Source organism: Streptomyces sp. IBSNAI002 (genome assembly GCF_052244475.1).
Lineage (GTDB): Bacteria > Actinomycetota > Actinomycetes > Streptomycetales > Streptomycetaceae > Streptomyces.
In genome coordinates this window covers 7,267,924-7,292,454 of the sequence record NZ_JBQPXG010000002.1, presented here as the reverse complement: position 1 = coordinate 7,292,454, position 24,531 = coordinate 7,267,924, and the positions used below count along the sequence as shown (strand labels likewise).

The 24,531-nt window shown below is 72.5% G+C and carries 19 protein-coding genes and 1 riboswitch; of the genes, 8 read left to right on the top strand and 11 right to left on the bottom strand.

The genetic code is table 11. The annotated features are described in order from the left end of the window. Positions 1-17: 17 nt before the first annotated feature. From ACTVZO_RS34040 to ACTVZO_RS34015, 6 genes are all read right to left on the bottom strand, one after another. A complete protein-coding gene (locus ACTVZO_RS34040) occupies positions 18-1,385 on the bottom strand; it encodes a pyridoxal phosphate-dependent decarboxylase family protein (RefSeq protein WP_443301986.1) in 1,368 nt (455 codons plus the stop codon). Positions 1,386-1,437: 52 nt separating this feature from the next. Further along, the gene (locus tag ACTVZO_RS34035; RefSeq protein ID WP_443301985.1) at positions 1,438-3,882 is read right to left on the bottom strand and encodes a SpoIIE family protein phosphatase; all 2,445 of its coding nucleotides are present in this window, start codon (positions 3,880-3,882) and stop codon (positions 1,438-1,440) included. A 91-nt stretch (positions 3,883-3,973) separates the two neighbouring features. Then, positions 3,974-4,828, bottom strand: coding sequence for a xanthine dehydrogenase accessory protein XdhC (gene xdhC / locus ACTVZO_RS34030; RefSeq protein ID WP_443301984.1), 855 nt, complete (start codon positions 4,826-4,828; stop codon positions 3,974-3,976). 1 nt (position 4,829) lies between these two features. Beyond that, positions 4,830-7,205 (bottom strand): xanthine dehydrogenase molybdopterin binding subunit, encoded by a 2,376-nt coding sequence (xdhB, locus tag ACTVZO_RS34025; RefSeq protein WP_443301983.1) that lies wholly within the window; start codon positions 7,203-7,205, stop codon positions 4,830-4,832. Next, entirely contained in the window at positions 7,202-8,689 is a 1,488-nt protein-coding gene (locus ACTVZO_RS34020) for a xanthine dehydrogenase small subunit (RefSeq protein WP_443301982.1), read from the bottom strand. The genes xdhB and ACTVZO_RS34020 overlap by 4 nt, the downstream gene beginning before the upstream one ends. A 417-nt stretch (positions 8,690-9,106) precedes the next feature. Beyond that, a complete protein-coding gene (locus ACTVZO_RS34015; protein WP_443301981.1) occupies positions 9,107-9,544 on the bottom strand; it encodes a hypothetical protein in 438 nt (145 codons plus the stop codon). A gap of 186 nt (positions 9,545-9,730) precedes the next feature. Here ACTVZO_RS34015 and tsaD point away from each other — a divergent pair, with 186 nt between their 5' ends. Continuing rightward, on the top strand, positions 9,731-10,789 hold the full coding sequence (tsaD, locus tag ACTVZO_RS34010; protein ID WP_443303356.1) for a tRNA (adenosine(37)-N6)-threonylcarbamoyltransferase complex transferase subunit TsaD: 1,059 nt from the start codon (positions 9,731-9,733) through the stop codon (positions 10,787-10,789). A gap of 6 nt (positions 10,790-10,795) precedes the next feature. Here the strand turns inward: tsaD and ACTVZO_RS34005 are convergent, their stop codons facing one another. The 4 genes from ACTVZO_RS34005 to ACTVZO_RS33990 form a co-directional block, all read right to left on the bottom strand. After that, positions 10,796-11,665 (bottom strand): ABC transporter ATP-binding protein, encoded by an 870-nt coding sequence (locus tag ACTVZO_RS34005; protein WP_443301980.1) that lies wholly within the window; start codon positions 11,663-11,665, stop codon positions 10,796-10,798. Further along, a complete protein-coding gene (locus ACTVZO_RS34000; protein ID WP_443301979.1) occupies positions 11,662-12,780 on the bottom strand; it encodes a FecCD family ABC transporter permease in 1,119 nt (372 codons plus the stop codon). Before ACTVZO_RS34000 ends, ACTVZO_RS34005 begins: the two co-directional genes overlap by 4 nt. After that, positions 12,777-13,766 carry an ABC transporter substrate-binding protein gene (locus ACTVZO_RS33995; RefSeq protein WP_443301978.1) on the bottom strand — a complete coding sequence of 330 codons (990 nt, stop codon included), beginning with the start codon at positions 13,764-13,766 and terminating at the stop codon, positions 12,777-12,779. The genes ACTVZO_RS34000 and ACTVZO_RS33995 overlap by 4 nt, the downstream gene beginning before the upstream one ends. A gap of 256 nt (positions 13,767-14,022) precedes the next feature. Then, on the bottom strand, positions 14,023-14,466 hold the full coding sequence (locus tag ACTVZO_RS33990; RefSeq protein WP_443301977.1) for an acyl-CoA thioesterase: 444 nt from the start codon (positions 14,464-14,466) through the stop codon (positions 14,023-14,025). A gap of 68 nt (positions 14,467-14,534) precedes the next feature. Beyond that, positions 14,535-14,760: riboswitch (cobalamin riboswitch) on the bottom strand. 272 nt (positions 14,761-15,032) lie between these two features. On the opposite strand from ACTVZO_RS33990, the gene ACTVZO_RS33985 reads away from it, so the two are divergent. Then, a complete protein-coding gene (locus ACTVZO_RS33985; RefSeq protein ID WP_443301976.1) occupies positions 15,033-15,800 on the top strand; it encodes a 2OG-Fe(II) oxygenase in 768 nt (255 codons plus the stop codon). A gap of 53 nt (positions 15,801-15,853) precedes the next feature. On the opposite strand, the gene ACTVZO_RS33980 is transcribed toward ACTVZO_RS33985, so the two are convergent. Further along, complete coding sequence (locus ACTVZO_RS33980) at positions 15,854-16,801, bottom strand: methionyl-tRNA formyltransferase (RefSeq protein ID WP_443301975.1); 948 nt, start codon at positions 16,799-16,801, stop codon at positions 15,854-15,856. A 306-nt stretch (positions 16,802-17,107) separates the two neighbouring features. Here ACTVZO_RS33980 and ACTVZO_RS33975 point away from each other — a divergent pair, with 306 nt between their 5' ends. The 6 genes from ACTVZO_RS33975 to ACTVZO_RS33950 all read left to right on the top strand — a co-directional run bounded on the left by ACTVZO_RS33975 (position 17,108) and on the right by ACTVZO_RS33950 (position 24,473). Next, positions 17,108-18,463 (top strand): lysine N(6)-hydroxylase/L-ornithine N(5)-oxygenase family protein, encoded by a 1,356-nt coding sequence (locus ACTVZO_RS33975; protein WP_443301974.1) that lies wholly within the window; start codon positions 17,108-17,110, stop codon positions 18,461-18,463. 53 nt (positions 18,464-18,516) lie between these two features. Next, positions 18,517-19,575 carry a FecCD family ABC transporter permease gene (locus tag ACTVZO_RS33970; protein ID WP_443301973.1) on the top strand — a complete coding sequence of 353 codons (1,059 nt, stop codon included), beginning with the start codon at positions 18,517-18,519 and terminating at the stop codon, positions 19,573-19,575. Continuing rightward, positions 19,572-20,636: a FecCD family ABC transporter permease gene (locus ACTVZO_RS33965; protein WP_443301972.1), complete on the top strand. Its 1,065-nt coding sequence runs from the start codon at positions 19,572-19,574 to the stop codon at positions 20,634-20,636. Before ACTVZO_RS33970 ends, ACTVZO_RS33965 begins: the two co-directional genes overlap by 4 nt. 38 nt (positions 20,637-20,674) lie before the next feature. Next, positions 20,675-21,514, top strand: coding sequence for an ABC transporter ATP-binding protein (locus tag ACTVZO_RS33960; RefSeq protein ID WP_443301971.1), 840 nt, complete (start codon positions 20,675-20,677; stop codon positions 21,512-21,514). Positions 21,515-21,627: 113 nt separating this feature from the next. Next, on the top strand, positions 21,628-22,683 hold the full coding sequence (locus ACTVZO_RS33955) for an iron-siderophore ABC transporter substrate-binding protein (RefSeq protein ID WP_443301970.1): 1,056 nt from the start codon (positions 21,628-21,630) through the stop codon (positions 22,681-22,683). A gap of 2 nt (positions 22,684-22,685) precedes the next feature. Beyond that, the gene (locus ACTVZO_RS33950; protein WP_443301969.1) at positions 22,686-24,473 is read left to right on the top strand and encodes an ABC transporter ATP-binding protein; all 1,788 of its coding nucleotides are present in this window, start codon (positions 22,686-22,688) and stop codon (positions 24,471-24,473) included. Positions 24,474-24,531 lie beyond the last annotated feature (58 nt).

The following is a 24,531-nucleotide window of genomic DNA, read 5'->3' as shown; positions in this document are numbered from 1 at the left end:
GGCAGGCGCTCAGGCGCTCAGGCGCCGGCGGACGCGCGGCGGATCGCCGTCAGGGAGCGCGTGACGTCGGCGTCGGTCGTCGACCAGTTGCTCACCGAGATGCGCATGACGCGGCGCCCGTGCCAGGTGGATCCGCTGATCCATGCCGTGCCGTCGTCGAGCAGCCGGGCGAGGACCCGGTCCGTGCGGTCGTCGTCGCCGAACCCGGCGCAGACCTGGGTGAACACCACGTCGTTGAGTACGGTCGCACCGTCCGTCGCGGCGAGCCCGGCCGCGAACGCGGTGGCGTGCCGGCACAGCCGGTCCACGAGGTCGCCCACGCCCGAGCGGCCGAGGGACCTGAGCGCCGCCCACACGGTGAACGCCCTGCCGCGCCGGGAGAGCTCGGGGACCTTGTCGACGGGGTCGCCCTGCTCGTCGTGGATGAGGTAGTCGCCGCGCAGCCCCATCGCCGCCCGGACCGCGGACGGGTCGCGCACGAGGGCGAGGCCGCAGTCGTACGGGACGTTCAGGGTCTTGTGGGCGTCCGTCGCCCAGGAGTCGGCGTCCGCGCAGCCCGCCGTCAGGTGCGCGTACCGGGGGGACGCGGCCGCCCACAGGCCGAAGGCGCCGTCGACGTGCACCCACGCCCCGGCCTCGCGAGCCGCACCGACCGCCTCGGCGAAGGGGTCGAAGGCCCCGGAGTGGATGTCTCCGGCCTGCAGGACCACGATCGTGGGCCCGCCCTCGCCGGCCGCCAGGGCCTGCCGCAGGGCGGCCGGGTCGATGCGTCCCTGTCCGTCCGCCGTCACCAGCTCGGGCCGGCCCAGGCCCAGGTAGCGCAGGGCCAGGTCGACGGCCATGTGGCGGTCCTCGCCGGCGAGGACGCGTACGGCGGGGCCGCCGGTGAGCCCGTCGCGGGCGGCGTTCCAGCCGGCGCGCCGCAGCTCCGCGTCGCGCGCGGCGGCGAGGCAGGTGAAGTTGGCCATCGTCGCGCCCGTGGTGAAGCCGACGGCGCTGTCGCCCGGCAGGCCGAGCAGGTCCAGCAGCCAGGCGCCGGCGACCTCCTCCACCGCGGCGTACGCGGGTGACGCGGCACGCATCACGGAGTTCTGGTCCCAGGCGCTGACCAGCCAGTCCGCGGCGAGCGCGGCCGGTTCGGTGCCGCCGACCACGAACCCGTAGAAGCGGCCGCAGGGGAACGCGGTGAGCCCCGGCTCGCAGGCCGAGGCGAGCAGGTCGACGACATCGGCGGGTGCGCTGGGGGCGTCGGGCAGCTCGCGGCCGAGCGCGCGCACGATCTCGTCGACCGAAGCGCGGGCGGGAACCCGGCGGTCGTCCAGGCTGGCCAGCCAGCGGACGGCATGGCCGTGAGCCTGTCGGAGCGCTGCCTCGCGCGCGTCCATACCTCGGACTATGCGCCGGGGGCCACCGCCCCGCAAGCCGCCCCGGGCGGGCTCACGCGAGGGGCAGGCTCTGTTCGGACCAGACGGTCTTGCCCCCCGCGGTGTAGCGGCTGCCCCAGCGGTGCGAGAGCTGGGCGACGATGTACAGGCCGCGGCCGCCCTCCTCGGAGTTCCGCGCCCGCCGCATCCTCGGCTGCGTATTGCTGGAGTCCGAGACCTCGCAGGTCAGGGTGTCCGCCCGGATCAGCCGGAGGCGGACCGGGCCGCCCGCGTGGCGGATGGCGTTGGTGACCAGCTCGCTGACGATGAGCTCCGTGCTGAAGGCGAGCTCGTCGAGGTCCCAGGCCGTCAGCTGGTCCAGCACGAGATGGCGCGCTTCGGCGACGACCGCCGGGTCGGCGGCCAGGTGCCAGGTCGCGAGGGCGTCCTCCGCCACCATGCGGGTACGGGCCAGCAGCAGGGTGACGTCGTCCCTCAGCCTGCCCGGAGGCAGCCCTTCCACGATGTCGTGCCGGGCCTGGCGCAGCGGGCGGCCGAGTACGTCCGCGCGCAGCAGCCGCGCCGCCAGGTCCTCCATGCCCTGGTCGATGTCCCCCTCCCCGCGTTCGATCAGGCCGTCGGTGTACAGGGCGAGGACGCTGCCCGCCGGCAGTTCGCGTTCGACCGGCTCGAAGGGCCAGCCGCCGACGCCCAGGGGTGGGCCGGGGCTCAGTTCCACGTACTCCACGGTTCCGTCCGGGCTGACCACGGCCGGCGGCGGGTGTCCGGCGCTCGCCATGACGCAGTTGCGGGTGACCGGGTCGTAGACGGCGTACAGGCAGGTGGCCCCGGCCGGTCCGCCGGGCACCGGCGGGCCGGGGTCGCCGTCCTCCGCGTCGTCGCTCTCGGCCTCGGCGACGACCTGCAGGACCATGTCGTCCACGTGCGCCAGCAGTTCCTCCGGCTCCAGTTCGAGGTCCGCCATGGCGCGTACGGCACTGCGCAGGCGGCCCATCATGGCCGTGGCGTGCAGCCCGTGCCCGGCGACGTCCCCGACGACCAGGGCGACCCGGGCCGACGACAGGGGGATGACGTCGAACCAGTCGCCGCCCACCCCGCTCTCCGCGTCGGCGGGCAGGTAGACGCTGGCGGCTTCCAGCGCGGGCGTCTCCGCGGTGGCCGGCGGCAGGAGGCTCCGCTGCAGCCCCACGGCGGTGCGCCGCTCCTTGGTGTAGCGGCGTGCGTTGTCCACGGCGACGGCGGCGCGGGCGGCGATCTCCTCCAGGAGCGCCAGGTCGTCCTCGTCCAGCGGGGGAGCGTCCCCCGTGCGCCAGAGCGTGAGCCGCCCGAACCTGATGCCCCGGGCGCACAGCGGCGCCGTCATCGCCGAATGCGCCCCCGGGACGGCGCCGGCCCACTCGGGGGCCTCGTCGTGCCCGGGCCCCGCGGGCCGGTCGCCGAGGCCGGTGGCCAGCTCCCCCCGGCACTCCCGCGCCGCGGGCGCGGCCGGGGACGCCGGGAAGTGGGCCGTACCCGTACGGAGCGCGTCCGCTTCCGCCCCGGCGACGGCCATCCGGATCAGCGGCAGCGTGAGGGGGGCGCCGGCGGGTGGTTCGCCGCCGGTCAGCACGGTCTCCGCGACATCCACCGCGGCGCAGTCGCCGAACGCCGGAGCCAGTACGGCGACCAGGTCCTCGACGGTGCGCGGTACGGACAGCGAACCGCCCAGCGCCCCGGTCGCCCGGTACAGCAGGTCGAGGCGCCCGCGGGCCCGCTCGTGGTCGGTGACGTCGGTGAACACCGTCGCGACACCCATCGGATGCCCGTCGGGTTCCTGGAGCCGGAACGCCTGGATGGTGACCACCCGGCCGCCCCTGGGATCGTCCAGGGTGCGCGCGGTCGTGTTGAAGCCGATCAGCGGGTTGCCGCCGTGCAGCACCTCCCGCAGCCGGTCGTCGATGATCCGGGCGTCCTCGGCCCACAGGAAGTCGCCCAGGCGCCGGCCCTTCAGGTCGACGGGGACCCCGGTGTACGGCAGCAGGTGCGTGTTCGTCCGCAGCAGGCGCAGGTCGGCGCCGAAGACGGCCAGTCCCACCCGGCCCTGCAGGAACAGTTCATGGGTGAAGGCGTGGTCCTGCCGCCACTGGGCGACCAGCTCCAGGGGCGCGCCCAGCACGAGGCAGCGGGCCGGGCCCCCGCACGCGCCGTCGTCCAGCGGCACGGCGCGGAAGCCGATCTCCAGCTCGCTCCCCGAGCCGCGGCGCAGCGTGGCCCGGCCCTCCCACCCCTCCTGACCGTCCTGCCCGCCGTGCCCGCCCTGGGCCAGGACCGCTTCCCAGCTGCCCGCGTCCGCCAGGAGCTGCCGGGCGGGGCGGCCGCACACGTCCGCCGACCGGCGTTCGAGCAGGGCCTCGGCCGCCGGGGTCCAGCCGACGACCGTCCCGGCATCGTCGAGCAGTGCCGCGGCCGTGTTCGTGACAGCGAAGGGATAGTCCTGGTTGCTCTCGGTGGCGCGCATGCGTGCCCATCTCGTCCGCCGGTCCCGCTGACCCCCATGCTGGTCGATGTCCGGAGCGGGAGCCAGAGGCGTTGCGCCATCCGGCACCGCTTCAGGCGTCAGTCACAGTGTCCCGCGCGCGGGCCCCGGACGGGGGGTCGTACGCCTCGCTCTCGAAGGTGCGCAGCAGGTCCGCGGCGACGCTCACGGCGATGGTCGCCGGTTCCTTGCCGGTGATCTCGGCCAGCCCGATCGGGGTCTTGATCCGGCCGAGGGCGGCCTCGTCGTGACCGCCCTCGGTGATGAGGCGCCCCCGGAACCGGACCCATTTGGCCGCCGACCCGATCAGCCCGATGGAGCCGAGATGGGAGGTGCGCAGGGCGGTGTCGCACAGCGCGGCGTCCTCGGCGTGGTCATGGGTCATGATCAGGACGTGCGTGCCGTGCGGCAGCTCCTCCAGCACCTCCTCGGGCAGCAGCGGCGTGTGGTGCACGTGCACCTGCGCCACCGCGTCCGACAGCACGTCGAGCCGTTTCCCGGTGAGGACGTCGGAGCGGGTGTCGACCAGATGGAGGTCGAGGTCCTGACGTGCCAGGATCCGCGCCAGCTCCAGCCCGACGTGCCCGACGCCGAAGATCGCGACCGCCTGGACCACCGGCAGCGCTTCGAGCAGCACCGAGACCGTGCCGCCGCAGCACTGCACGCCGTGCCGGTTGGCCACCTTGTCGTTCAGGGCGAAATCGATCAGCTCCGGCTCCGGCTTGGACGCGGCGATCATCTCCCGGGCCCGGTCGATCGCGACGGCCTCCACGTTGCCGCCGCCGATCGAGCCCCAGGTCTCGGTCCGCCCGACGACCAGCTTCGCACCGGCGTCGCGCGGGGCGTGGCCGCGCACGGTCGCGACGGTCACCAGCACGCCGGACTCCCGCCGTGCCCGCAGCCGTGCGACCGCGGTGACCCACGTCATGTCAGGCACCGCTCAGCGCTTCCGCCCCGGTACGGGCGCTCCGGGGGGCTTCGCCCCGGCGCGCCGCCTCGATCGCCCAGTACACCGCCTCCGGCGTCGCGGGCGAGGCCAGCTCGACGCCGACCCCGCTCGGCCCGAACGCGGCGGCGGCCTGCCGCAGCGCCTCGCGCACCGAGAACGCCAGCATCAGCGGGGGCTCGCCGACCGCCTTGGACCCGTAGACGGCGCCCTCCTCGGTGGCGTTCTCCATCAGCCTGACGTTGAACTCCTCGGGCATCTCCGAGAAGCTCGGCAGCTTGTAGGTGCTCGCCGCCTGGGTCAGCAGACGCCCGCGGTCCGGGCCGTCTCCGGCGTCCCACCGCAGGTCCTCCAGGGTCAGCCAGCCCGCGCCCTGCACGAAGCCGCCCTCGACCTGGCCGATGTCGATCAGCGGGGAGAGGCTGTCGCCGACATCGTGCACGATGTCCACCCGCCGGATCCGGTACGCGCCGGTGAAACCGTCCACCTCGACCTCCGCCGCGGCGGCGCCGTACGAGAAGTATTTGAACGGGGAGCCCTGGAAGGCCTTCGCGTCCCAGTGCAGACCCTCCGTCCGGTAGAAGCCGGCCGCCGACAGCTGGACCCGCTGGAAGTACGCGGTGCGCACCAGCTCGTCCCAGGCCAGCTCCTGGTCGTTGCCGAGGACACGTGCGACGCCCTCGACGATCCGCACGTCCGAGGCGTTCGCGCCGAGCCGGGTGCCGGCCACCCGGAGCAGCCGCTCGCGGATCTGCTCGCAGGCGTTCTTCACCGCCGCGCCGTTGAGGTCCGCGCCCGCGCTGGCGGCGGTGGCGGAGGTGTTGGGCACCTTGTCGGTGCGCGTCGGGGCCAGCCGCACCCGGTGCAGCGGGATGCCGAGCGTCGTCGCGGCCACCTGCAGCATCTTGGTGTGCAGGCCCTGGCCCATCTCGGTGCCGCCGTGGTTGATCAGGACGGAGCCGTCCTTGTAGACCAGTACCAGCGCGCCGGCCTGGTTGAAGGCGGTGAGGTTGAACGAGATGCCGAACTTGATCCCGGTGAGCGCGAGCGCCCGCCTGGTGTGCGGGTGCGCGGCGTTGAAGGCCGCGATCTCGCGCGTGCGGGCGGCGATCCCGGCGTCCTCCTTGACCTGCTGCCAGACGGCGGAGATCCGCTCGGCGTGGAGGACCGGCTGTCCGTACGGGGTCGACTGGCCCGGCCGGTAGAAGTTGCGTTCGCGCAACTCCATGGGGTCCAGGCCGAGCAGCGGCGCGCACCGCCCCATGATGTCCTCGATCACCAGCATGCCCTGCGGGCCGCCGAAGCCGCGGAAGGCGGTGTTGGAGACCTTGTTGGTCCTGGCGATGCGGCCGGTGATGCGCGCGTTGGGAAGCCAGTAGGTGTTGTCGATGTGGCACAGCGCGCGGGCCACCACCGGCTCGGACAGGTCCAGGCTCCAGCCGCCGTCCGCGGTCAGAGTGGCGTCCAGGGCCCGGATGCGGCCGTCGGCGTCGAAGCCGATCCTCCACGTGGCGTGGAACCCGTGCCGCTTGCCGGACATGGTGAGGTCCTGGGTCCGGTTGAGCCGTACCCGCACGGGCCGCCCGGTCAGCCTGGCGCCGAGCGCGGCGATGGCCGCGAACCCGTGCGGCTGCATCTCCTTGCCGCCGAAGCCGCCGCCCATCCGCAGGCACTGCACGGTCACCTCGTGGCTGTGCAGGCCGAGGACGTGCGCGACGATCTCCTGTGTCTCCGAGGGGTGCTGGGTGCTGCTCTGGACGAACATCTGCCCGTTCTCGTCGACGAGGGCCAGCGCCGCGTGCGTCTCGAGGTAGAAGTGCTCCTGGTCGGAGAACTGGAACTCGCCCTCGAACACGTGCGTCGAGTCCTCGAAGCCCGCGTCGACGTCTCCGGTGAGCATCACGGGCCGGGCGCCGTGGAAGCTGTCCGCCTCGATCGCCTCCCGCAGCGTGATCACGGAGGGCTTCTCGTCGAGTTCCACCTCGACGGCCGCCGCACCGAGCCGGGCCGCCTCCAGGGTCTCGGCGAGCACCCAGGCGACCGCGTGGCCGTGGAACATGACCTCGTCGGGGAACAGGGGTTCGTCGTGCTTCATCCCGGCGTCGTTGACACCGGGTACGTCGGCACCCGTCAGCACGCGGACCACACCGGGCACGGCGAGCGCGGGCCCGGTGCGCAGCGCGGTGATCGTGCCGTGGGCCCGCATCACCTGGACCGGGTGGGCGTGCAGCACGTCCTTGGTGCGGTGGACCAGGTCGTCGGTGTAGAGCGCCGTGCCGGTGACGTGCAGGGCCGCGCTCTCGTGCGGCATCGCCACGCCGACGACCGGCTTTTCGGGACGTTCGGACAGCTGGCTCATGACGGCACCGCCTCGGTGGTTCGCGCGTACAGCTTCAGCAGGCTCTGGCCGAGCATCGCGGAGCGGTAGCCGGCGCTGGCGCGGTGGTCGTTCATCGGAGTGCCCTCGGCCCGCAGGACAGCGGCCGCGGCTGCGACGGTCTCGGCCGCCCACGGCCTGCCCTCCAGGGCCGCCTCGGTGGTGAGGGCGCGGATCGGGGTGGCGGCCACGCCGCCCAGGCCGATCCGCGCCGTGCGGACGGTCCCGTCCTCGATGTCGAGGGCGAAGGCGACCGCGACACTGGAGATGTCGTCGAAACGCCGCTTGGCGATCTTGTGGAAGGCCGTGACCGGCGACAGCGGCAGCGGGACGCGGACCGCGCGGATCAGCTCGCCGGGGCGGCGCACGCTCTGCCGGTAGCCGGTGAAGTAGTCGGCGAGGGGGACCTCGCGCTCACCGTCGGCGTCGGCGAGCACCACCGACGCGTCCAGTGCGAGCAGCACCGGTGGGCTGTCACCGATGGGGGAGCCGGTGCCCAGGTTGCCGCCGAGGGTGGCGCCGTTGCGGATGAGGCGGGACGCGAACTGCGGGAACAGCTCGGCCAGCAGCGGGACTTGGCCGTCGAGACGGCGTTCGATCTCGGTGAGCGTCAGCGCCGCCCCGATCTCGATGTGGCCGGGTGCGACGCGCAGCTCCCGCAGTTCGGGCAGCCGGTCGACGGCGACCACGCAATCCGCCCGCCGGGAACGGATGTTCACCTCGACGCCCCAGTCCGTGGAGCCGGCGACGACCACCGCGTCGGGCCGTTCACGCAGCAGTCGCAGCGTCTCGGCGAGGGTGCTCCTGCGGAGGAACGTGCTGTCGTCCCGGGTGTACTGGGTGGCGACCGGTGGGGGCGGGTCCTGCTCGCGGCGCCGCGCCAGCGGGTCCTCGTCGGTGGGCGTGCCGACGGCGTACGCGGCATCGCGAATCGGCCGGTAGCCGGTGCAGCGGCACAGGTTCCCGCTGAGCGCGTGCAGGTCGAAGCCGTTCGGACCGTGCTCGGCGTCGGTGCCCTCCGCCGCGCCCGTGCCCGTGCGCGAGTCCGGGGCCGCGTGCGCGCAGCGGTCGGGCCGGTAGTACTCGGCGGCCATGCTGCAGATGAACCCCGGTGTGCAGTAACCGCACTGGGAGCCGCCGCGGACCGCCATCTCCTCCTGCACCGGGTGCAGGGAGGGAGGCGTGCCGGGCTCGCCGGGGGTGGCGAAGCCCTCGGAGGTGACGACCTCCTGGCCGTCGAGCGCCGCGACCGGGACCAGGCAGGCGTTGACCGCCACCCAGTCGGTGGGCTTGTTCACCCCGGGTCGGGCGACCAGGACCGAACAGGCGCCGCATTCACCCTCGGCGCAGCCCTCCTTGGTGCCGGTCAGCCCGCGCTCGCGCAGGAAGTCGAGCGCCGTGGTGTGGGGCGCGGCCGGGGCGATCGGTGTTTCCCGTCCGTTGACCGTGATCCTCGCCGCCGCCATCACAGGCCTTCGTTTCGGAGCGTGACGGGTCGGTGCATCATGTTCGCCAATGTCAGGCAGCTTTCTGTGTTCGGGCGCGCCACAGGGCAGGAGCGGGCGCAGCCGGCACGCGAGAGCGACGTGCCGGCAGATGGTGACGAATCAACGCGGAACGCGCCACGAAGGGCACGTCAGGGCGGCGTGTCAGCAGCCGTGTGCGATACGACCCGAAACCCACACCGTGCAGTGGGCGAGGCGGGCCAGGTCGGAGCAGGTGGACATCCGGTGGTCGCCTCCTTCGGTGGTCACGGGTCGATGTCCACGCAAAGTAATGGCTGGGGGAACCGCGGTCAAGCGTCCGGCCCCGGCCATGGGCCGGGGCAGGCTGCCGGTCACCTGGGGGACCGCCACCCTGCCCCGCACCGTACGCGCCGCGGTCTAGCCGCAGTTCAGGCCGGAGCGCGCCTCGGTGACGGCGGTGTCGAGCTTCTCGGTGTGCTGCTGCAGCGCAGCCACCGTCTCCCGGCCGGTGGTGTCGCCCGGCAGGGCCTCGTACGCGGTCTTCATGTTCTCGGCCGCCGTCTTCACGGCGTCCTTGTGGGACGCCTTCCAGGTGGCGGTGGACTCCGCCACGTCCTTCCAGTCGTCCTGGACGTCCGAGTGTGCCTCCTGGATCTGGTCCTTGGTCGCGTTCGCGGGATCCAGCGCCCTCAACTTGGCGATGTCCGCCTTGAGTTCGTTCAGGTTCGTGCACAGCTCCGCGGCGGCCGCGGTCGGATCGTCCGTGGGTCCCGCGGCCAGGGCGACGGAGGCGCCACCGGCGGACAGCACCAGCGCGGAGACGGTGCCGACTGCGGCTGAAAGAACACGGTTCATAGGATTTCACCCTTCCGGGGAAGTGACCCCCACTCGCTCCAAGCTGGCACACCATCCCGTGACGCGCACATCGATTCGCACACATATGCGATTCAGGTGTCACGGAACCGCCTTCGGCCGCGTACCTTGTTGCATGTATTTAGCAATTGCAGATCAGGTGCGAAAGGGGTCGTAGTGGCTTCTCCTGTGGTGTTGGGCATCGAGTCCTCCTGCGACGAGACCGGGGCCGGGATCGTCTCCGGCGGGCGGCTGCTCGCGCACGTGGTGGCGTCGAGCATGGACGAGCACGCGCGGTTCGGCGGGGTGGTGCCGGAGATCGCCGCGCGGGCGCACGTCCAGGCCTTCAACCCGGTCGTGCGGGAGGCCCTCGCGCAGGCGGGGATGCGGATCTCGGACATCGACGCGGTCGCCGTGACGACCGGTCCGGGGCTGTCGGGTGCGCTCCAGGTGGGCCTGGCCGGGGCGAAGACGCTGGCCTACGCGGCCGGCGTACCGCTGTACGGGGTCCACCACCTGGCCGGGCACGTCGCCGCCGACACCCTGGAGCACGGGCCGCTGCCCGACCCGTGCATGGTGCTGATCGTGTCGGGCGGGCACACGTCCCTGCTGTTCGTACGGGACCTGGTCCGCGATCCGATCCTGCACCTCGGCGACACCGTCGACGACGCGGCGGGGGAGTGCTTCGACAAGGTGGCCCGGGTCTTCGGCCTGCCCTACCCGGGCGGGCCGGCCATCGACCGGGCGGCCCGCGGCGGGAACGGCCGCGCGGTGGCGTTCCCGCGCCCCCTGACCCGGCCGGGCGACGCCCCGTACGCCTTCTCCTTCTCCGGGCTGAAGACCGCGGCCGCCCGCTGGGCCGAGCAGCACCGCATCCAGGGCGAGGAGATCCCGCTGGCCGACGGGGCCGCCTCGCTCCAGGAGGCCGTGGCGGACGTGCTCACGCGCAAGGCCCTGGCCGCCTGCCGCGAGTACGGAGTGCGGACGCTCGTCGTCGTGGGCGGGGTCGCCGCCAACTCCCGGGTGCGGGCGCTGGCGGAGGAGCGGTGCGCCGCCGCCGGTGTCGAACTGCGCGTGCCTCCGCTGACGTTGTGCACCGACAACGGGGCGATGATCGCCGCGGTCGGCGACCTGCTGGTGCGCGCGGGAGCGGATCCCGCCGGGCTCGAGGTGTCCATCGACCCTTCGGCGCCGCTGGAGTACGCCGCCCTGCGCCCGGTCGCCCGCCCCGCCGTCGGAGTCGCGTGAGCCGGTTCAGCCGCGTGAGCCGCGAACGGCCGGTCCGCCCCCTCCCTCCAGCACCCCGGCGCCGGACGGCCGTTCGCGCCCGGGCAGGACGCTGACGAAGGGGACCCCTGTGCGGGGATGCCCGATGACCTCCGCCTCGACCTCGTACACCTCGGACAGGAGCGCGGTCGTCAGGACCTCCTCGGGCCTTCCGGTGGCGACGACGCGGCCGCCGGCCATGACGCAGATCCGGTCGCAGAAGGCCGCGGCGAGGTTCAGGTCGTGCAGCGCGACGACGGCGGTGACGCCCAGCCCCCGCACCAGCCGCAGCGCGTCGAGCTGATGGCGCAGGTCCAGGTGGTTGGTCGGCTCGTCCAGGACCATGGTCCCCGTGCGCTGCGCGAGGGCCCGGGCGATCAGCACCCGCTGCTTCTCCCCGCCCGACAGGCGGTCGAACGGCGCGTGGGCGAGGGCGTCGACGTGGAGCTCCGCCAGCGACCGCGTGATGATGTCCCGGTCGTCGGCGTCGTCACCGGCGAAGGCCCGCTTGTGCGGGGTGCGGCCCATGGCGACCACGTCGTACACGGTCAGTTCGAAGTCCCCGGAGGTCTCCTGCAGTACCGCCGCGAGCCGCCCGGCGAGCCGCTTTCCGGGCATGCGCCAGACGTCCTCGCCGTCCAGCAGCACCCGGCCGGACGTGGGCCGCAGCGCCCGGTAGAAGGTGCGCAGCAGGGTGGACTTGCCGGCGCCGTTGGGGCCGACCAGGCCCATCACCTCGCCGGGCGCCACCTGCAACGAGGCCTCGTGGACGAGGGCCTTGCCGTTCACGACGACGCTGACGCCCTCCGCCGCGAGGGTCGCGGGCCCGTCGGCCGGCCGGTTCTTCGTCTTCGTCACCGGGCGGCCTTCCGTCGCATCAGCCAGAGGAAGAAGGGTCCGCCGACCAGGGCGGTGAGGATGCCCACGGGAATCTCCTCCGGGCTCATGAGCGTGCGCGCGGCCAGGTCCGCGGTGATCAGGAAGGCCGCTCCCAGGAGGGCCGCGGCGGGCAGCGCGCGGCGGTGGTCGGCGCCCACGAGCAGCCGCACCACGTGCGGCATGATCAGCCCGACGAACCCGATCTGCCCGCTGACCGCGACGATCGTGCCGATCATCAGGGCCACCAGCGTGAACAGGGCGCCGCGGAAGCGGTGGACGTCGAGACCGAGGGCCGCGGCGGCCTCCTCGCCGGCCAGCAGGAGGTTGAGCGGACGGCTGACGCCCAGCAGGACGGCCGTACCGGCCAGGACCGCGCCGACCGGGATCCACACCGTGGTCCAGGTGGTGCCGGCCAGTCCGCCCAGCATCCAGCGCAGCGCGGACTGCGTCTTGTGGGGATCGTTGGAGGTGACGACCAGGAAGCTGGCCACCGCCGACAGCACCTCGGCCGTGGCCACGCCCGCCAGCACCAGCCGGACCGTCGTCATCCGCCCGCCGGAGCGGGCCAGGAAGTAGACGGCGACCAGGGCGGCGAGGGCGCCGCAGAAGGCCGCGACGGGGAGCGTGAACAGACCGAACACGGTCAGGTTCAGGACCAGGACCAGCACCGCGCCGACCGACGCGCCCGAGGACACGCCCAGCAGCATCGGGTCGGCCAGCGGATTGCGGACCAGCGCCTGGAGTGCCATCCCGGCCACCGACAGACCGGCTCCGACCACGCCGGCCAGCAGCACCCGCGGCAGCCGGACGTCGACGACGATCGTCTCGCGCACCGGGGTCCACGTCGGCTCGGCGAGGGCCGGGTGCACGCGGTGCAGCAGGATGCTCCACACCTGGTCGGCCGGGACGCTGATCGAGCCCACCGCGATCGCGGCCGTCGCGGCCCCGGCCACGAGGACTCCGAGGAAGGCCAGCACCAGGCCGTACGGGATCCCGGGGCGGCGCGCGGAGACCGGCGGCCGGCCCTCCCCCTGAGGGCCGGCCGCCTCACGAGGGCCCGCCTCCTCGGCCGCCGGGGCTTTCGCCCCGGTCACCGGACGCGGCCGGGGTGGAGCTGCTGCGCGAGCGACTCGACGGCCGCGGGCATCCGTACGCCGAGCACCGTGGAGGACAGGGGCAGTACCGCGAACCGCTGGTTCTTGATCGCGGGCACGTCCTTCAGCGCCGGGTGGGCGAGCAGGAACTTCTTCTTGTCCTCGACGGACTGGTCGCCGTAGTCGTAGATGACGATGGCCTCGGGGGCGCGCTGGGCGACCTGCTCGAAGGAGACGTCACCGAAGGCCTTGTCCAGGTCGGCGAAGAGGTTCTCGCCGCCGGCCCGCCGGATCATGTCGTTGCCGATGCCCTTGCCGCCCGCGGTGAAGGCCGTCTTGTCGCCGCTGTCGTACACGAAGAGCTTGACCGGGGTGACGCCGGCCAGCTGCGTCTCGACCTTGTCGAGGGTGGCGTGCAGGGCCGCCAGCCGCTCCTCGGCCCGCTCGGGCACGGCGAAGATCTTGCCGAGGGTGCGGATCTCCTCGTCCATGGAGGCCGCGTTCACCGGGCCGGTGGGGCATTCCTCGGTGTTGAGGTGGGTGTTGATCCCGGCCTTGGTGAAGGCGGCCCGGCTGCGCCCCTCCTTCTCGTCGAAGGTGGACTTCCAGCCGCCGTAGACGAAGTCGGGCTCGGCCTCCAGGAGCGCCTCGAAGGAGGGGTACTCCTTGGAGAGGACCTTCACGCTGTCGTAGGCGCCCTGGTACTCGGGGAGGATCTTGTCGTCGAGGTAGCCCGTGCCCACCATCGACTTCTCCAGGCCGAGCGCCAGCATGACCTCGGTCGCGTGCTGGTTCAGCGAGACCGCACGCTGCGGCGGGCGCTGATAGGTGGTGCTCACGCCGCAGTTGTCGACCGTGAGCGGAAAGCCCTTGGCGGCCGCGTCCGCCTGCGGGGCGGCGGAGGGCGTCGCGGCGCCCCCGCAGCCGGATATCAACAGGGCTGTGGCGAGGGCGGACAGCAGGGATTTCGAGGGAATGCGGGGCATGGGTGGTGGTCCTCTCACCGCGGGTGGGTCGGATGCGCCGGCCGGCTCGGGAAGGAGCGTGCGGCCGGGCAGTGGGGAACTGCGGGGAACCGAGGGGAAGTCGGTGTGGGGTGGGGAGGGCTCGCGGGGGCGCACGGGGGGCGCGTACGGCGGCTCGTGCCACTCGGTCCCGGGGCGACGGGGCACGTCGGTCCCCGGCCCCCGGCCCGTCGGCGGGCCGGTGGTGTCACGCGTCGCCGGGCTCGCGGCCCCCGGCCTACGGGGCGAGCGCCCCGGGGGTGTCGAGGGCCGGTACCGGACGCGGCTCGCCCTCGGCGTTTATCGCGACGAAGGTCAGTCGTGCGGTGGCCACTTCCGTGGTGGGGCCCGAGGCGTTCCAGCGCTCGGCCCGGACGCGTACGCCGACCGTCATCGACGTCCGGCCGGCGCGTTCCAACTCGGCGTCGACGCTGAGCAGGTCGCCGGCGCGCACCGGTGCCAGGAACGCCATCCGGTCCACGGCCACGGTGACGGCGGGGCCGTCGGCGTGGCGTCCGGCCGCGGCAGCGGCGGCGTCGTCGATGAGCTTCATCACCACACCGCCGTGGATGGTGCCGTAGAGGTTGGTGTCGTGCTCGCTCATGATGTGGGCGAGGGTCACCCGGGAGTCGCCCGGATTCTTGGGAACGCACTCCACGGTGGCAGCGGTCGGGTCGGCCACGTCAACTCTCCTTCGCGAGTCGCGGCAGAAAGGCCCCGCAGAGTGTTCTTCGGGACCCCGCATGACGTACCGGCATGCGGGCAGTGGCAGGTCTTCGGACTCGCGGACACGCCTGCCGGTCTCCCGGCGGGCACCTAGTGGCCGTCGCTTCCCGGAACCGGTTCCGGTTCCAGTGCGTATGACGGCGGTCGTTCCCGCTCACCGCTGCGGGGCAGTCCCGGATTCCCACCGGGTTCCCTCTTACGACGCATCCCGCCTGGCGGACGGGGCGAACCAGCTGCGCTCACAGCCTACCCGGGCGCATGAGGGCTCTGACCAGCCCCGGGTCCGGGTGGTGCGCGCACGGACCGGTCCGTGCGCTCCCGGCGGGCGGATCCCCGGCGGGACGGCCGTCCACCGGGGCGGGGCACGGGCGCAGGGGCGTACTCCGGTGCGCCCCGTGCGCTCCTTCGACGGCCCCGCGTACGGTTCCGGGCCATGAGCGGATACGCGAGGAACCGGCCGCGTCCAGGGAAATCGGTACCGAGGCACTGCCTCCGCACGACCAGTGGTCCACCGCGCCTGTGGTGGCGGCGCCGGTCTGCCGTTTCGAGAACTTCCTCGGCGCGGAACGCGCCGGCACCCTGCTGGAGTACGCGATTTCCCGGCAGGCCGACTTCAACGCGGGAACGGTCCTGGACCCGCTCTCGGGCCAGGTCTCCCACAAGGGCCGCAGCTCGCTGGTGCTCCCCGTGACCAGTGCCGTGTTCAGCGCGCACCTGGCGGACTGCCTGCCGCTCGTGCAGGAGGTCCTCGGACACCGGGCCGCGCTCACGCACACCCGGACGGTCCTGACGGCGCACGGTGAAGGGGGCCACTACGGCATGCACACCGACGCCTCACGGGTGCGCGACGTCAGCACGGCCGTGTCCGCCGTGTACTACCTGCACCGCCGGCCGCGCGGCTTCGACGGCGGCCGGCTGAGGCTGTACGACACCCTGCTCCACGAGGGCGGGGCCCGGCCGGCGGAGTCGTACCGCACGATCGAGCCCGAGCACGACACCATCGTGTTCTTCCCGGCCAGCGCCTTTCACGAGGTCGTCGCGTCCACGTGCCCCAGCGGGCTGTTCGCCGATAGCCGGTTCACCCTGACGACGTGGATCAGCGGTACCGGGTCCGCGCCGGAGCCGCCCGCCGCGCCGTTCGGGATCTGGCCGTGGATGGCCCGCGCCGCCGAACGCACCCGCCCGCTCGCGGACGCCGAGCGCGATCACGACGGGGCCCGCCCGATCGCCCTGCCGCTCGCCGACCCCGCGACCAGGCTCACCCTGCCCGAACCCCGCACGACACCGTGACGGCGTGACCGCCGCGTGCGCGCGGGGCGCTCGGCCGGGGAACCGGCAGGCGGTCAGGGGCGCTGGGTCAGGTATCCGCCCATGGAGGTGAAGTACTCGGCCGCGGGCAGCTCCCGGCCTTCCTCGGTCCGCACCCGGGTGATGGCCAGCCCGTGGTTGCGGCCGGTGCGGGCGTCGGCGCCCGCGACGATCACCACTCCGTCGCCCTCGCGGTAGAAGATGCGGCCCGGAGTGCCGCCGTAGCGGCCCTCGGACACCACCGCGGCCAGTACTTCGAGCCGCTTGCCCTTGTGGAAGGTGTAGGCGCTCGGGTACGGCTCGGACTGGGCGCGGACCAGGCGGTCCAGGTCGGCCGCGGGCCAGGACCAGTCGATGCGGCTGTCCTCGACGGACCGCTTGTGGTAGAAGCTCGCCTGGGAACGGTCCTGGTCGGTGAACTCGGCCCGGCCGGAGGCGATGCTGTCCAGCGCGCCGACGACGACCGGGGCGATGAGGTCGACGGTCCGGTGGAAGAGGTCCGTGGCGGTGTCCCGCGGTCCCACCGGCACGGCCTCCTGCCGCACGATGGCGCCGGCGTCGAGCTCGTCGTTCATCATGTGGGCGGTGACGCCCACTTCCGTCTCGCCGTTGATGAGGGCCCAGATCAGCGGGGAGAAGCCGGCGTACTTCGGCAGCAGCGCGTCGTGCACGTTCAGCGTGCCGTGGCGGGGGAGGTTGAAGACGCGCGGGGGGAGCCAGGTCCGCCAGTTGTTGGCGACGATGATGTCCGGGTCGGCCTCCTTGAGGCGCTCGAACAGCTCGTCGTCGTCGGGACGGTTGCGGATCACCACCGGTACGCCGTGCTCTTCGGCGAGGTCGGCGACGGAGTCGCTCCAGATCTTCTCGTACGCGTGCTCGCTCTTGGGGTGCGTCACGACCAGCACCACGTCGTGCTCGGAGTCCAGGAGGGCTTGCAGGGTGCGGTGGCCCCAGGTCTGGTAACCGAACATGACGACCCGCATGGGGTTCCTCCTCGGAGCAGGGGTTGGCTGGTGTCGAGTAAAGCAAGGCTTGCCTAAGTTTGCAACGGTGTCTTTTTGTAAGCGAGTTGGCGGAGCCCCTGATGTCGGCTGCCCGATTTGTCTATCGACAGCCGGCTCGGGATGAGCTTAGCCTTGCCTAAGTTCCGGGTCGCGGCTCCGTCGGCGTGCCCATCTTCCGCCCTTCCGCCCTTCCGCCCTTCAGCCCTTCAGCCCTTCCCGACGATCGACCCGACCGGCTGCCGGCCTGCCCGGCGCGGCGGCTGCCCCCCGCACGATGGGAGTGACATGGCTCAGGTCCGTCCTGGCGACGCCCCGTTGATCCACGACCTCATTGGCATCGGCTTCGGTCCGTCCAACGTGGCGATGGCGATCGCGGTCAGCGAGCACAACGCTCGCGCCGGAAGGCAGGAAGCGTTCACCGCTCACTTCTTCGAACAGCAGCCGCGCTTCGGCTGGCACCGGGGCATGCTCATCGACGACGCGACCATGCAAGTGTGCTTCCTCAAGGACCTGGTGACGCTCCGGAACCCGGCCAGCGAGTTCAGCTTCCTGTGCTACTTGAAGAGCAAGGGGAGGCTGGTCGACTTCATCAACCACAAGACCCTCTTCCCGCTCCGGGTGGAGTTCCACGACTACTTCGAGTGGGCCGCGGACCAGGTCGACGGCATGGTGTCCTACGGCCACGAGGTCGTCGGCGTCACGCCGGTCGAACACGACGGAGCGGTCGAATACCTGGACGTCACGGTCCGGTCGGGGGAGGGGCTGGCCGTGCACCGGACCCGCAACCTCGTCATCGGCACCGGCCTGCGCCCCCTCATGCCGGACGGCGTGGAGCGCACCGACCGCGTCTGGCACACCTCCGACCTGCTGACGAAGGTGGACACCCTCGAAGGCGCCGACCCGGCCCGGTTCATCGTGGTCGGTGCCGGGCAGAGCGCCGCGGAGAACGTCGCCTACCTGCACCGGCGCTTCCCCGCGGCCGAGGTCTGCGCCGTCTTCTCCCGCTACGGGTACAGCCCCGCGGACGACAGCAGCTTCGCCAACCGGATCTTCGACCCGGACGCGGTGGGCGAGTTCTTCGCCGCGCCGGCCGGAGTCAAGCGCCGGCTGATGGACTACCACGGCAACACCAACTACTCCGTGGTGGACGTCGACCTGATCGACGACCTCTACCGCCAGATGTACCAGGAGAAGGTCCTCGGCACCGAGCGGCTGCGCTTCCTCAACGTCTCGCGGCTGACCGCGGTCAGCCAGACGCCGGACACGGTCCGCGCGACCGTGCAGTCCCTGGTCACCGGGGAGGAGACCCCCCTGGAAGCCGATGTCGTGGTCTTCGCCACCGGGTACCGCCCCGCCGACCCGCTCGCCCTGCTCGGCGAGGTCGCCGGGCGGTGCCTGCGCGACGACGAGGACCGGGTCCGCGTCGAGCGCGACTACCGCATCGCCACCGACCCCGGACTGCGCTGCGGGATCTACGTGCAGGGCGGTACGGAGCACACGCACGGCATCACGTCGTCCCTGCTCTCGAACACCGCCACCCGGGTCGGTGAGATCCTGGACTCGCTGCTCGACCGGGGTCTGAAGTCCGATGCCGACGAGGTCCGGACCGTCGCCGACGGGTCGGGAAGCACCGCACGCTAGCCGGTCCGCCGACGAGGTTTCGCCGGTGGAGCGAAGGGATAACGTACAGCGACATGGGCACGATTGCAGTCCAGCTCCCCGTGCCCAAGGGCACAACCGAGCTCCGTCGGCGGCGAGTTGTGGGTTCGCTCACCCTCTTGCTGATCCTCCTCGCGGCGGTGGTGGTGTCGTTGGCCGTCGGAGCCCGCGCGCTGAGTCCGGCTGAGGTGTGGCACGGGCTGACCGCGCCGCCGGACGCCGACCGGCGGCTCACCGAGATCCGGCTCATCGTGGAGACCGTGCGGGTGCCCCGCACGGTGCTCGCGGTGGCGGCCGGTGTGGCCCTGGGGGTCGGCGGGGCGCTGATCCAGGGGTACACGCGCAATCCGATCGCCGACACGGGCCTGCTCGGGGTCAACTCCGGCGCCTCCTTCGCCGTGGTCACGGTGATCGCGGTGTTCGGCTTCGCCGACCCTCTCCAGTACGTGTGGTTCGCCTTCCTGGGGGCCGCGGTCGCCGGGGTGGTCGTGTTCGGCCTGGCGAGCATCGGGCGCGGGGCCGGAAACCCGCTGACGCTCGCGCTGGCCGGGCAGGGGGTCACGGTGTTCCTCGCGGCGATGACCACGGCGGTCGCCCTGTCGGACAAGGCCTCGCTGAACGCGCTGCGCTTCTGGAACGCGGGCTCCGTGGCGGGCGTCGGCTTCGGCGTCATCTGGCCGGTGACCGCCTTCATCGTGGTGGGCCTGGTGCTGGCGCTGACCACGCTGCCCGCCGTCAACCTGCTCAACCTGGGCGACGACGTGGCGCGGGGCCTGGGGGTCAACATCACGCTGATCCGGACCGTCGGCATCATCGCCATCACCCTGCTGGCGGGAGCGGCGACGGCGGCCTGCGGCCCCATCGCGTTCCTCGGGCTGATGGTGGCGCACGTGGCCCGCTACCTGACCGGGCCGGACTACCGCTGGCTGGTCCCGTACGCGGGTCTGCTCGGCGCCATCGTCCTGCTGGTCTGCGATATCGCGGGACGCCTGCTGGTGCGGCCCGGTGAGCTGGACGCGGGCGTGGTCGTGGCGCTGCTCGGCGCGCCGTTCTTCGCTGTCCTGGTGTGGCGCGGAAAGTTCAAGAACGCATGAACGGGGCCGACGTGAAGCCAGTGGTGCTGGCGCCGGGTGTGCGGCTCGGCAGGGTGTCGTTCGTGTGGCGGCCGTGGATGGTGTGCGTCACGCTGCTGCTCGCCGCCGCGACCTTCCTCGTGTTCTGCCTGTCCATCGGCGTCGGGGACTTCCCCATCGGCCTGCCCCAGGTGGTCACCACGATCCTGGGACAGGGCGAGCAGGTCGACGAGTTCGTCATCATGGACCTGCGGATGCCGCGCGCCCTGACCGGGGTGGTGGTCGGCGTCGCCCTGGGCGTGGCCGGGGCGATCACCCAGTCCGTCGCGCGCAACCCGCTGGCCAGCCCGGACATTCTGGGGATCACCGGCGGCGCCGGCGCGGTCGCGGTGTTCCTGGTGACGGTGTCGGGCGGGACGGCGGCCGCGGTCGTCAACTCCGTGGGCCTGTCCGGGGCGGCCCTCGCGGGTGGTCTCGGCACGGGGCTCCTCGTCTACTTCCTGGCGTGGCGGCGCGGGGTCGACGGCTTCCGGCTCATCCTCATCGGCATCTCGGTGAGCGCCGTGATGGAGGCGATCACGACCTGGCTGCTGGTGCAGGCGGACATCAGGGACGTCGCCCGGGCCCAGGCGTGGCTGATCGGGTCGCTGGACGGCCGGTCGTGGGACGACGTCCGGGTGGCGCTGTGGTGCACGGTCGTCCTGGTGGTCGTCGTGGCGGGTGCCGCGTTCCAGTTCAAACCGCTGCACCTCGGCGACGAGGTGGCCGCGGGCCTGGGCGTGCGGTACACCCGCGTCCGGGCGGTGCTGCTGCTGTGCGCGGTGCTGCTGGCCGGCGTGGCGGTGAGCGCCGCGGGCCCGGTGCCGTTCGTGGCCCTGGTGGCGCCGCAGGTGGCGATGCGTCTGGTGAGGTGTCCGACTCCGCCCATGGCGGCCTCCGGCATGGTGGGGGCCCTGCTGCTGATCGGGGCGGACCTGATCGCGCGTACGGCGCTGCCGATCACCCTTCCGGTCGGCGTGATCACCGCCGTGATCGGCGGCCCCTTCCTCATCTATCTCCTGGTGCGGGCCAACGTCCGTTGACCGGTTCACATTCACACAGGCCTGTATCAGGGGGAGTTGTGGCCACATCTCACATCGCCGGGACCGAGCGCGGGGCGGATGTCTCCGCACGGCTGGCGGCCAGGGGCGTCACGGTCGGGTACGGCGGCCGGAGCGTCATCGACGACCTGCACGTGTCGATCCCGCCGGGAGTGATCACCACGATCATCGGCTCCAACGGCTGCGGGAAGTCGACGCTGCTGCGGACGCTCTCGCGGCTGCTCAAACCGACCAGCGGGACGGTCGTCCTCGACGGTGAGGACATCGCCACCCTCAAGACCAGGGACGTCGCCAGGAAGCTGGGACTGCTGCCGCAGGCCCCGGTGGCGCCGGACGGGCTCACGGTGGCCGACCTGGTCGCCCGCGGGCGCCATCCGCACCAGAGCTGGCTGCGGCAGTGGTCCTCGGACGACGCGGGCGTCGTGGAGCGGGCGCTGGCCATGACCGGGGTGTCCGACCTGGCGGACCGTCCGGTCGACGCGCTGTCGGGCGGGCAGCGCCAGCGCGTCTGGATCTCGATGACGCTGGCCCAGGGGACCGACCTGCTGCTGCTGGACGAGCCGACGACCTACCTGGACCTGGCGCACGCCATCGACGTGCTCGACCTGGTGGACGACCTGCACGAGTCGGGATGCACGGTGGTGATGGTGCTGCACGACCTCAACCTGGCCACGCGCTACAGCGACAACCTCGTCGTCATGCGGGCCGGCTCGATCCTGGCGCAGGGGCACCCGCGGGACGTGATCACCGCGGAACTGCTGCACGAGGCGTTCGGACTGCGTGCCAAGGTGATCGAGGATCCGGTCGGGGACCGGCCGCTGATCGTGCCGATCGGCCGCACCCACGTGCGATCCGACTAGCTCAGACACAGATACGATGCAAGTAAGGCTAGGCTAGCCTCACTTGGTCACGGTAGGGTTTGGGTGCCCTCGGGCGGAGTTGCAATGGCTGGCACAACAGCAAGGGAATGCGGATGCTTCTCCAGCAAACGGCACGTACGAACTCCCGGCGGCGGCTGGCGGTGATGCTGTCCGCCGCGACCCTCGGGGTCGGCCTCCTCGCGGGTTGTTCCGACCCGGCGGACACGGCCGACAAGAAGAACGACGGCGCCGCGTCCGCCGCGGCCGGCACCTTCCCGGTCACGGTGGACCACGTCTTCGGGTCCACCAAGGTGACCAAGGCCCCCCAGCGGGTCGTCTCCGTCGGCTACACCGACGACCAGGCCGTCCTGGCCTTCGGCATCAAGCCCGTCGGCATGGTCGACCAGTACCCGAACCCGCCGGGCACCAGCCCCGACATCAACACGCAGTGGCCGTGGGTGAAGGACGCGTGGGGCGACACCCGCCCCGAGGTCGTCATGAACAACGGCGACACCGGCCCGAACTACGAGAAGATCGCGGCCCTGCGGCCGGACCTGATCATCGCGGTCTACTCCGAGATCGACCAGGCCGCCTACGACAAGCTCTCCAAGATCGCCCCGACGGTGGGCCGCACCAAGGCCGAGAAGGAGCCGTTCAGCGCTCCGTGGCAGGACAACGCCGTCCACATCGCCAAGGCGCTGGGCCAGGAGTCCAAGGGCACCGAACTGGTGAAGGGCATCCAGGACAAGCTCGACGCGGCCAAGAAGGCGCACCCCGAGTTCGCGAACCAGACCGCCGTCGCGCTGTCCTGGTACAAGGACGCGGCGGCTCCGTTCACCTCCACCGACGTCCGCGGACGCCTGGTCACGGGCACCGGCTTCACGTACCAGACCGAGATCGACAAGATCGCGGACGGCAAGTTCTACACCACGCTCTCCCCCGAGCGCATGGACCTGATCGACGTGGACCGCATCTTCGTCATCAACGACAAGGCCGACACGGAGGCGCTGAAGAAGTTCGAGCTGTTCGCCAACCTGCCCGCGGTCAAGAACGGCAAGGTGTCGTACCTCCTGGACAGTGAGGGCCCGGCGGTCGGCGCGGCCATGTCGCAGGGCACCCTGCTGTCCCTGCCGTACGCGATCGACGAGCTCGTCAAGTCGGTCGGGTAAATGTGAGCATCACCGAAACGCACGCCGTCCCGTCGACCCTGCGCACGACGACCGGACGGGAGGCCACCCGCTGGGTCACGGCACACTGCCGCCAGATCCCGTGGCTCACGTCCGCCGCCGTGTTCACCACGGTCGCCGGGGCGGCGCTCCAGGTACTCCCGCTGCTCCTGCTCGGCCGCGTCGTCGACGCGGTGGTCGAGGGCGAAGCGCGCTCGGTCCTGGTCACGACGGGCATCCTGATGGTCGCCGCCGCGCTGCTCGGCGCGGCGGCCACCGCCCTGTCGACCTACCTGATCGGGCGGCTCGGCGCGGACCTGCTCGCGCGGCTGCGCGAAGGCGCCGTCCGGGCGGTGCTGGGCCTGCCGAGCGCACGGATCGAGCAGGTCGGCCGGGGAGACGTGCTGTCCCGGGTCGGCGACGACGTGGCCGTACTGTCCCGGGGCATCCGCACGGCCGTCCCCACGGTGTTCTCGGCGGGCGTGCTCGTCGTCATCGCCACGCTCGGCATGTTCGGGCTGGACTGGCGGCTCGGCCTGGCGGGCGCCTGCGCGCTGCCGGCGTACGCGCTGGCCCTGCGCTGGTACCTCCCCCGGTCCGCCCCGCTCTACCGCCGGCAGCGGGCGGTCCAGGCCGACCGCGCGCAGGCCCTGATCAGCGGACTGAACGGCATCGACACGGTCCGGGCCTACCGGCTCGAGGGAGCCGTCCGCGAGAAGGTCACGCAGGAGTCGTGGCGGGTGCGCGAACTCGGCATCGAGGTGTTCCGGCTCTTCGGCCGGTTCGTCGGCCGGGAGAACCGCGCCGAGTTCATCGGACTGGTGCTGATCATCGTCGTGGGCTACGTCCTGCTGGAGGCCGACGCCGCCACGCTCGGCGACGTCTCGGCGGCCCCGCTGCTGTTCCACCGGCTGTTCACCCCGCTCGGCTCCATCATGTTCACCTTCGACGAGGCCCAGAAGTCCGGCGCGAGCCTGACCCGGCTCGTCGGGGTGCTCGGGGAGGACGCGGAGGACCGCCTGGTGGGCGCACCGGCCGTCGCACGGGCGGCCGACGTGCCGTACCCGGTGACGGTGGAGGGGCTGACGTTCGGCTACCCCGACTCCGAGGAGCCCGTCCTGCGGGACGTCGACCTCACGATCCCGGCGGGCGGCTCGCTCGCGCTGGTCGGGGCGACGGGCGCGGGCAAGTCGACCCTGGCCGCGCTGATCGCCGGAATCGGCGTCCCGCAGGCCGGGTCGGTGCGCATCGGGACGCACGACCTCGCGGGTCTGGACGAGGCCGGGGCGCGCGCCCTGGTGAGCATCCTGACGCAGGAGACGCACGTGTTCTCCGGTCCGCTCGCGGACGACCTGCGGCTGGCCGCGCCGGAAGCGACCGACGCCGAGCTGATGGAGGCCCTGCGCACGGTCGGGGCCGGCGCATGGGCCGAGGCGCTGCCCGGGGGGCTGAACACGCCCGTGGGCGAGGGCGGCGAACGCCTGGACGTCACCAAGGTCGCCCAGATCGCCCTGGCCCGGCTGGTGCTGGGCCGGTCGCCGGTGGTGGTGCTCGACGAGTCGACGGCAGAGGCGGGCAGCGAGGGCGCGGCCGAGCTGGAGCGCGCCGTGACGGCCGCCTGCGCGGGCCGGACCACGCTGTTCGTGGCCCACCGGCTGACACAGGCGATGGCGGCGGACCGGATCGCCGTGCTGGACGCGGGACGCGTGGTCGAGCAGGGCACCCACGAGGAACTCGTGGCCCTGGGCGGCCGGTACGCGCGCCTGTGGCGGGCCTGGCGCGAGGGCAGCTAGCCGGTCCGCCCTGATTCACATGGTCAATTTATGGATTTGGAAAGGGCGTTGAGTCTTC

What these genes read in the sequence shown, in the direction of transcription:
- ACTVZO_RS34040 (WP_443301986.1), bottom strand. Translation starts at nt 1,385, where the DNA reads ATGGACGCGCGCGAGGCAGCGCTCCGACAGGCTCACGGCCATGCCGTC.
- ACTVZO_RS34035 (WP_443301985.1), bottom strand. Translation starts at nt 3,882, where the DNA reads ATGCGCGCCACCGAGAGCAACCAGGACTATCCCTTCGCTGTCACGAAC.
- xdhC (WP_443301984.1), bottom strand. Translation starts at nt 4,828, where the DNA reads ATGACGTGGGTCACCGCGGTCGCACGGCTGCGGGCACGGCGGGAGTCC.
- xdhB (WP_443301983.1), bottom strand. Translation starts at nt 7,205, where the DNA reads ATGAGCCAGCTGTCCGAACGTCCCGAAAAGCCGGTCGTCGGCGTGGCG.
- ACTVZO_RS34020 (WP_443301982.1), bottom strand. Translation starts at nt 8,689, where the DNA reads ATGGCGGCGGCGAGGATCACGGTCAACGGACGGGAAACACCGATCGCC.
- ACTVZO_RS34015 (WP_443301981.1), bottom strand. Translation starts at nt 9,544, where the DNA reads ATGAACCGTGTTCTTTCAGCCGCAGTCGGCACCGTCTCCGCGCTGGTG.
- ACTVZO_RS33995 (WP_443301978.1), bottom strand. Translation starts at nt 13,766, where the DNA reads ATGCCCCGCATTCCCTCGAAATCCCTGCTGTCCGCCCTCGCCACAGCC.
- ACTVZO_RS33980 (WP_443301975.1), bottom strand. Translation starts at nt 16,801, where the DNA reads ATGCGGGTCGTCATGTTCGGTTACCAGACCTGGGGCCACCGCACCCTG.
- ACTVZO_RS33975 (WP_443301974.1), top strand. Translation starts at nt 17,108, where the DNA reads ATGGCTCAGGTCCGTCCTGGCGACGCCCCGTTGATCCACGACCTCATT.
- ACTVZO_RS33970 (WP_443301973.1), top strand. Translation starts at nt 18,517, where the DNA reads ATGGGCACGATTGCAGTCCAGCTCCCCGTGCCCAAGGGCACAACCGAG.
- ACTVZO_RS33965 (WP_443301972.1), top strand. Translation starts at nt 19,572, where the DNA reads ATGAACGGGGCCGACGTGAAGCCAGTGGTGCTGGCGCCGGGTGTGCGG.
- ACTVZO_RS33955 (WP_443301970.1), top strand. Translation starts at nt 21,628, where the DNA reads ATGCTTCTCCAGCAAACGGCACGTACGAACTCCCGGCGGCGGCTGGCG.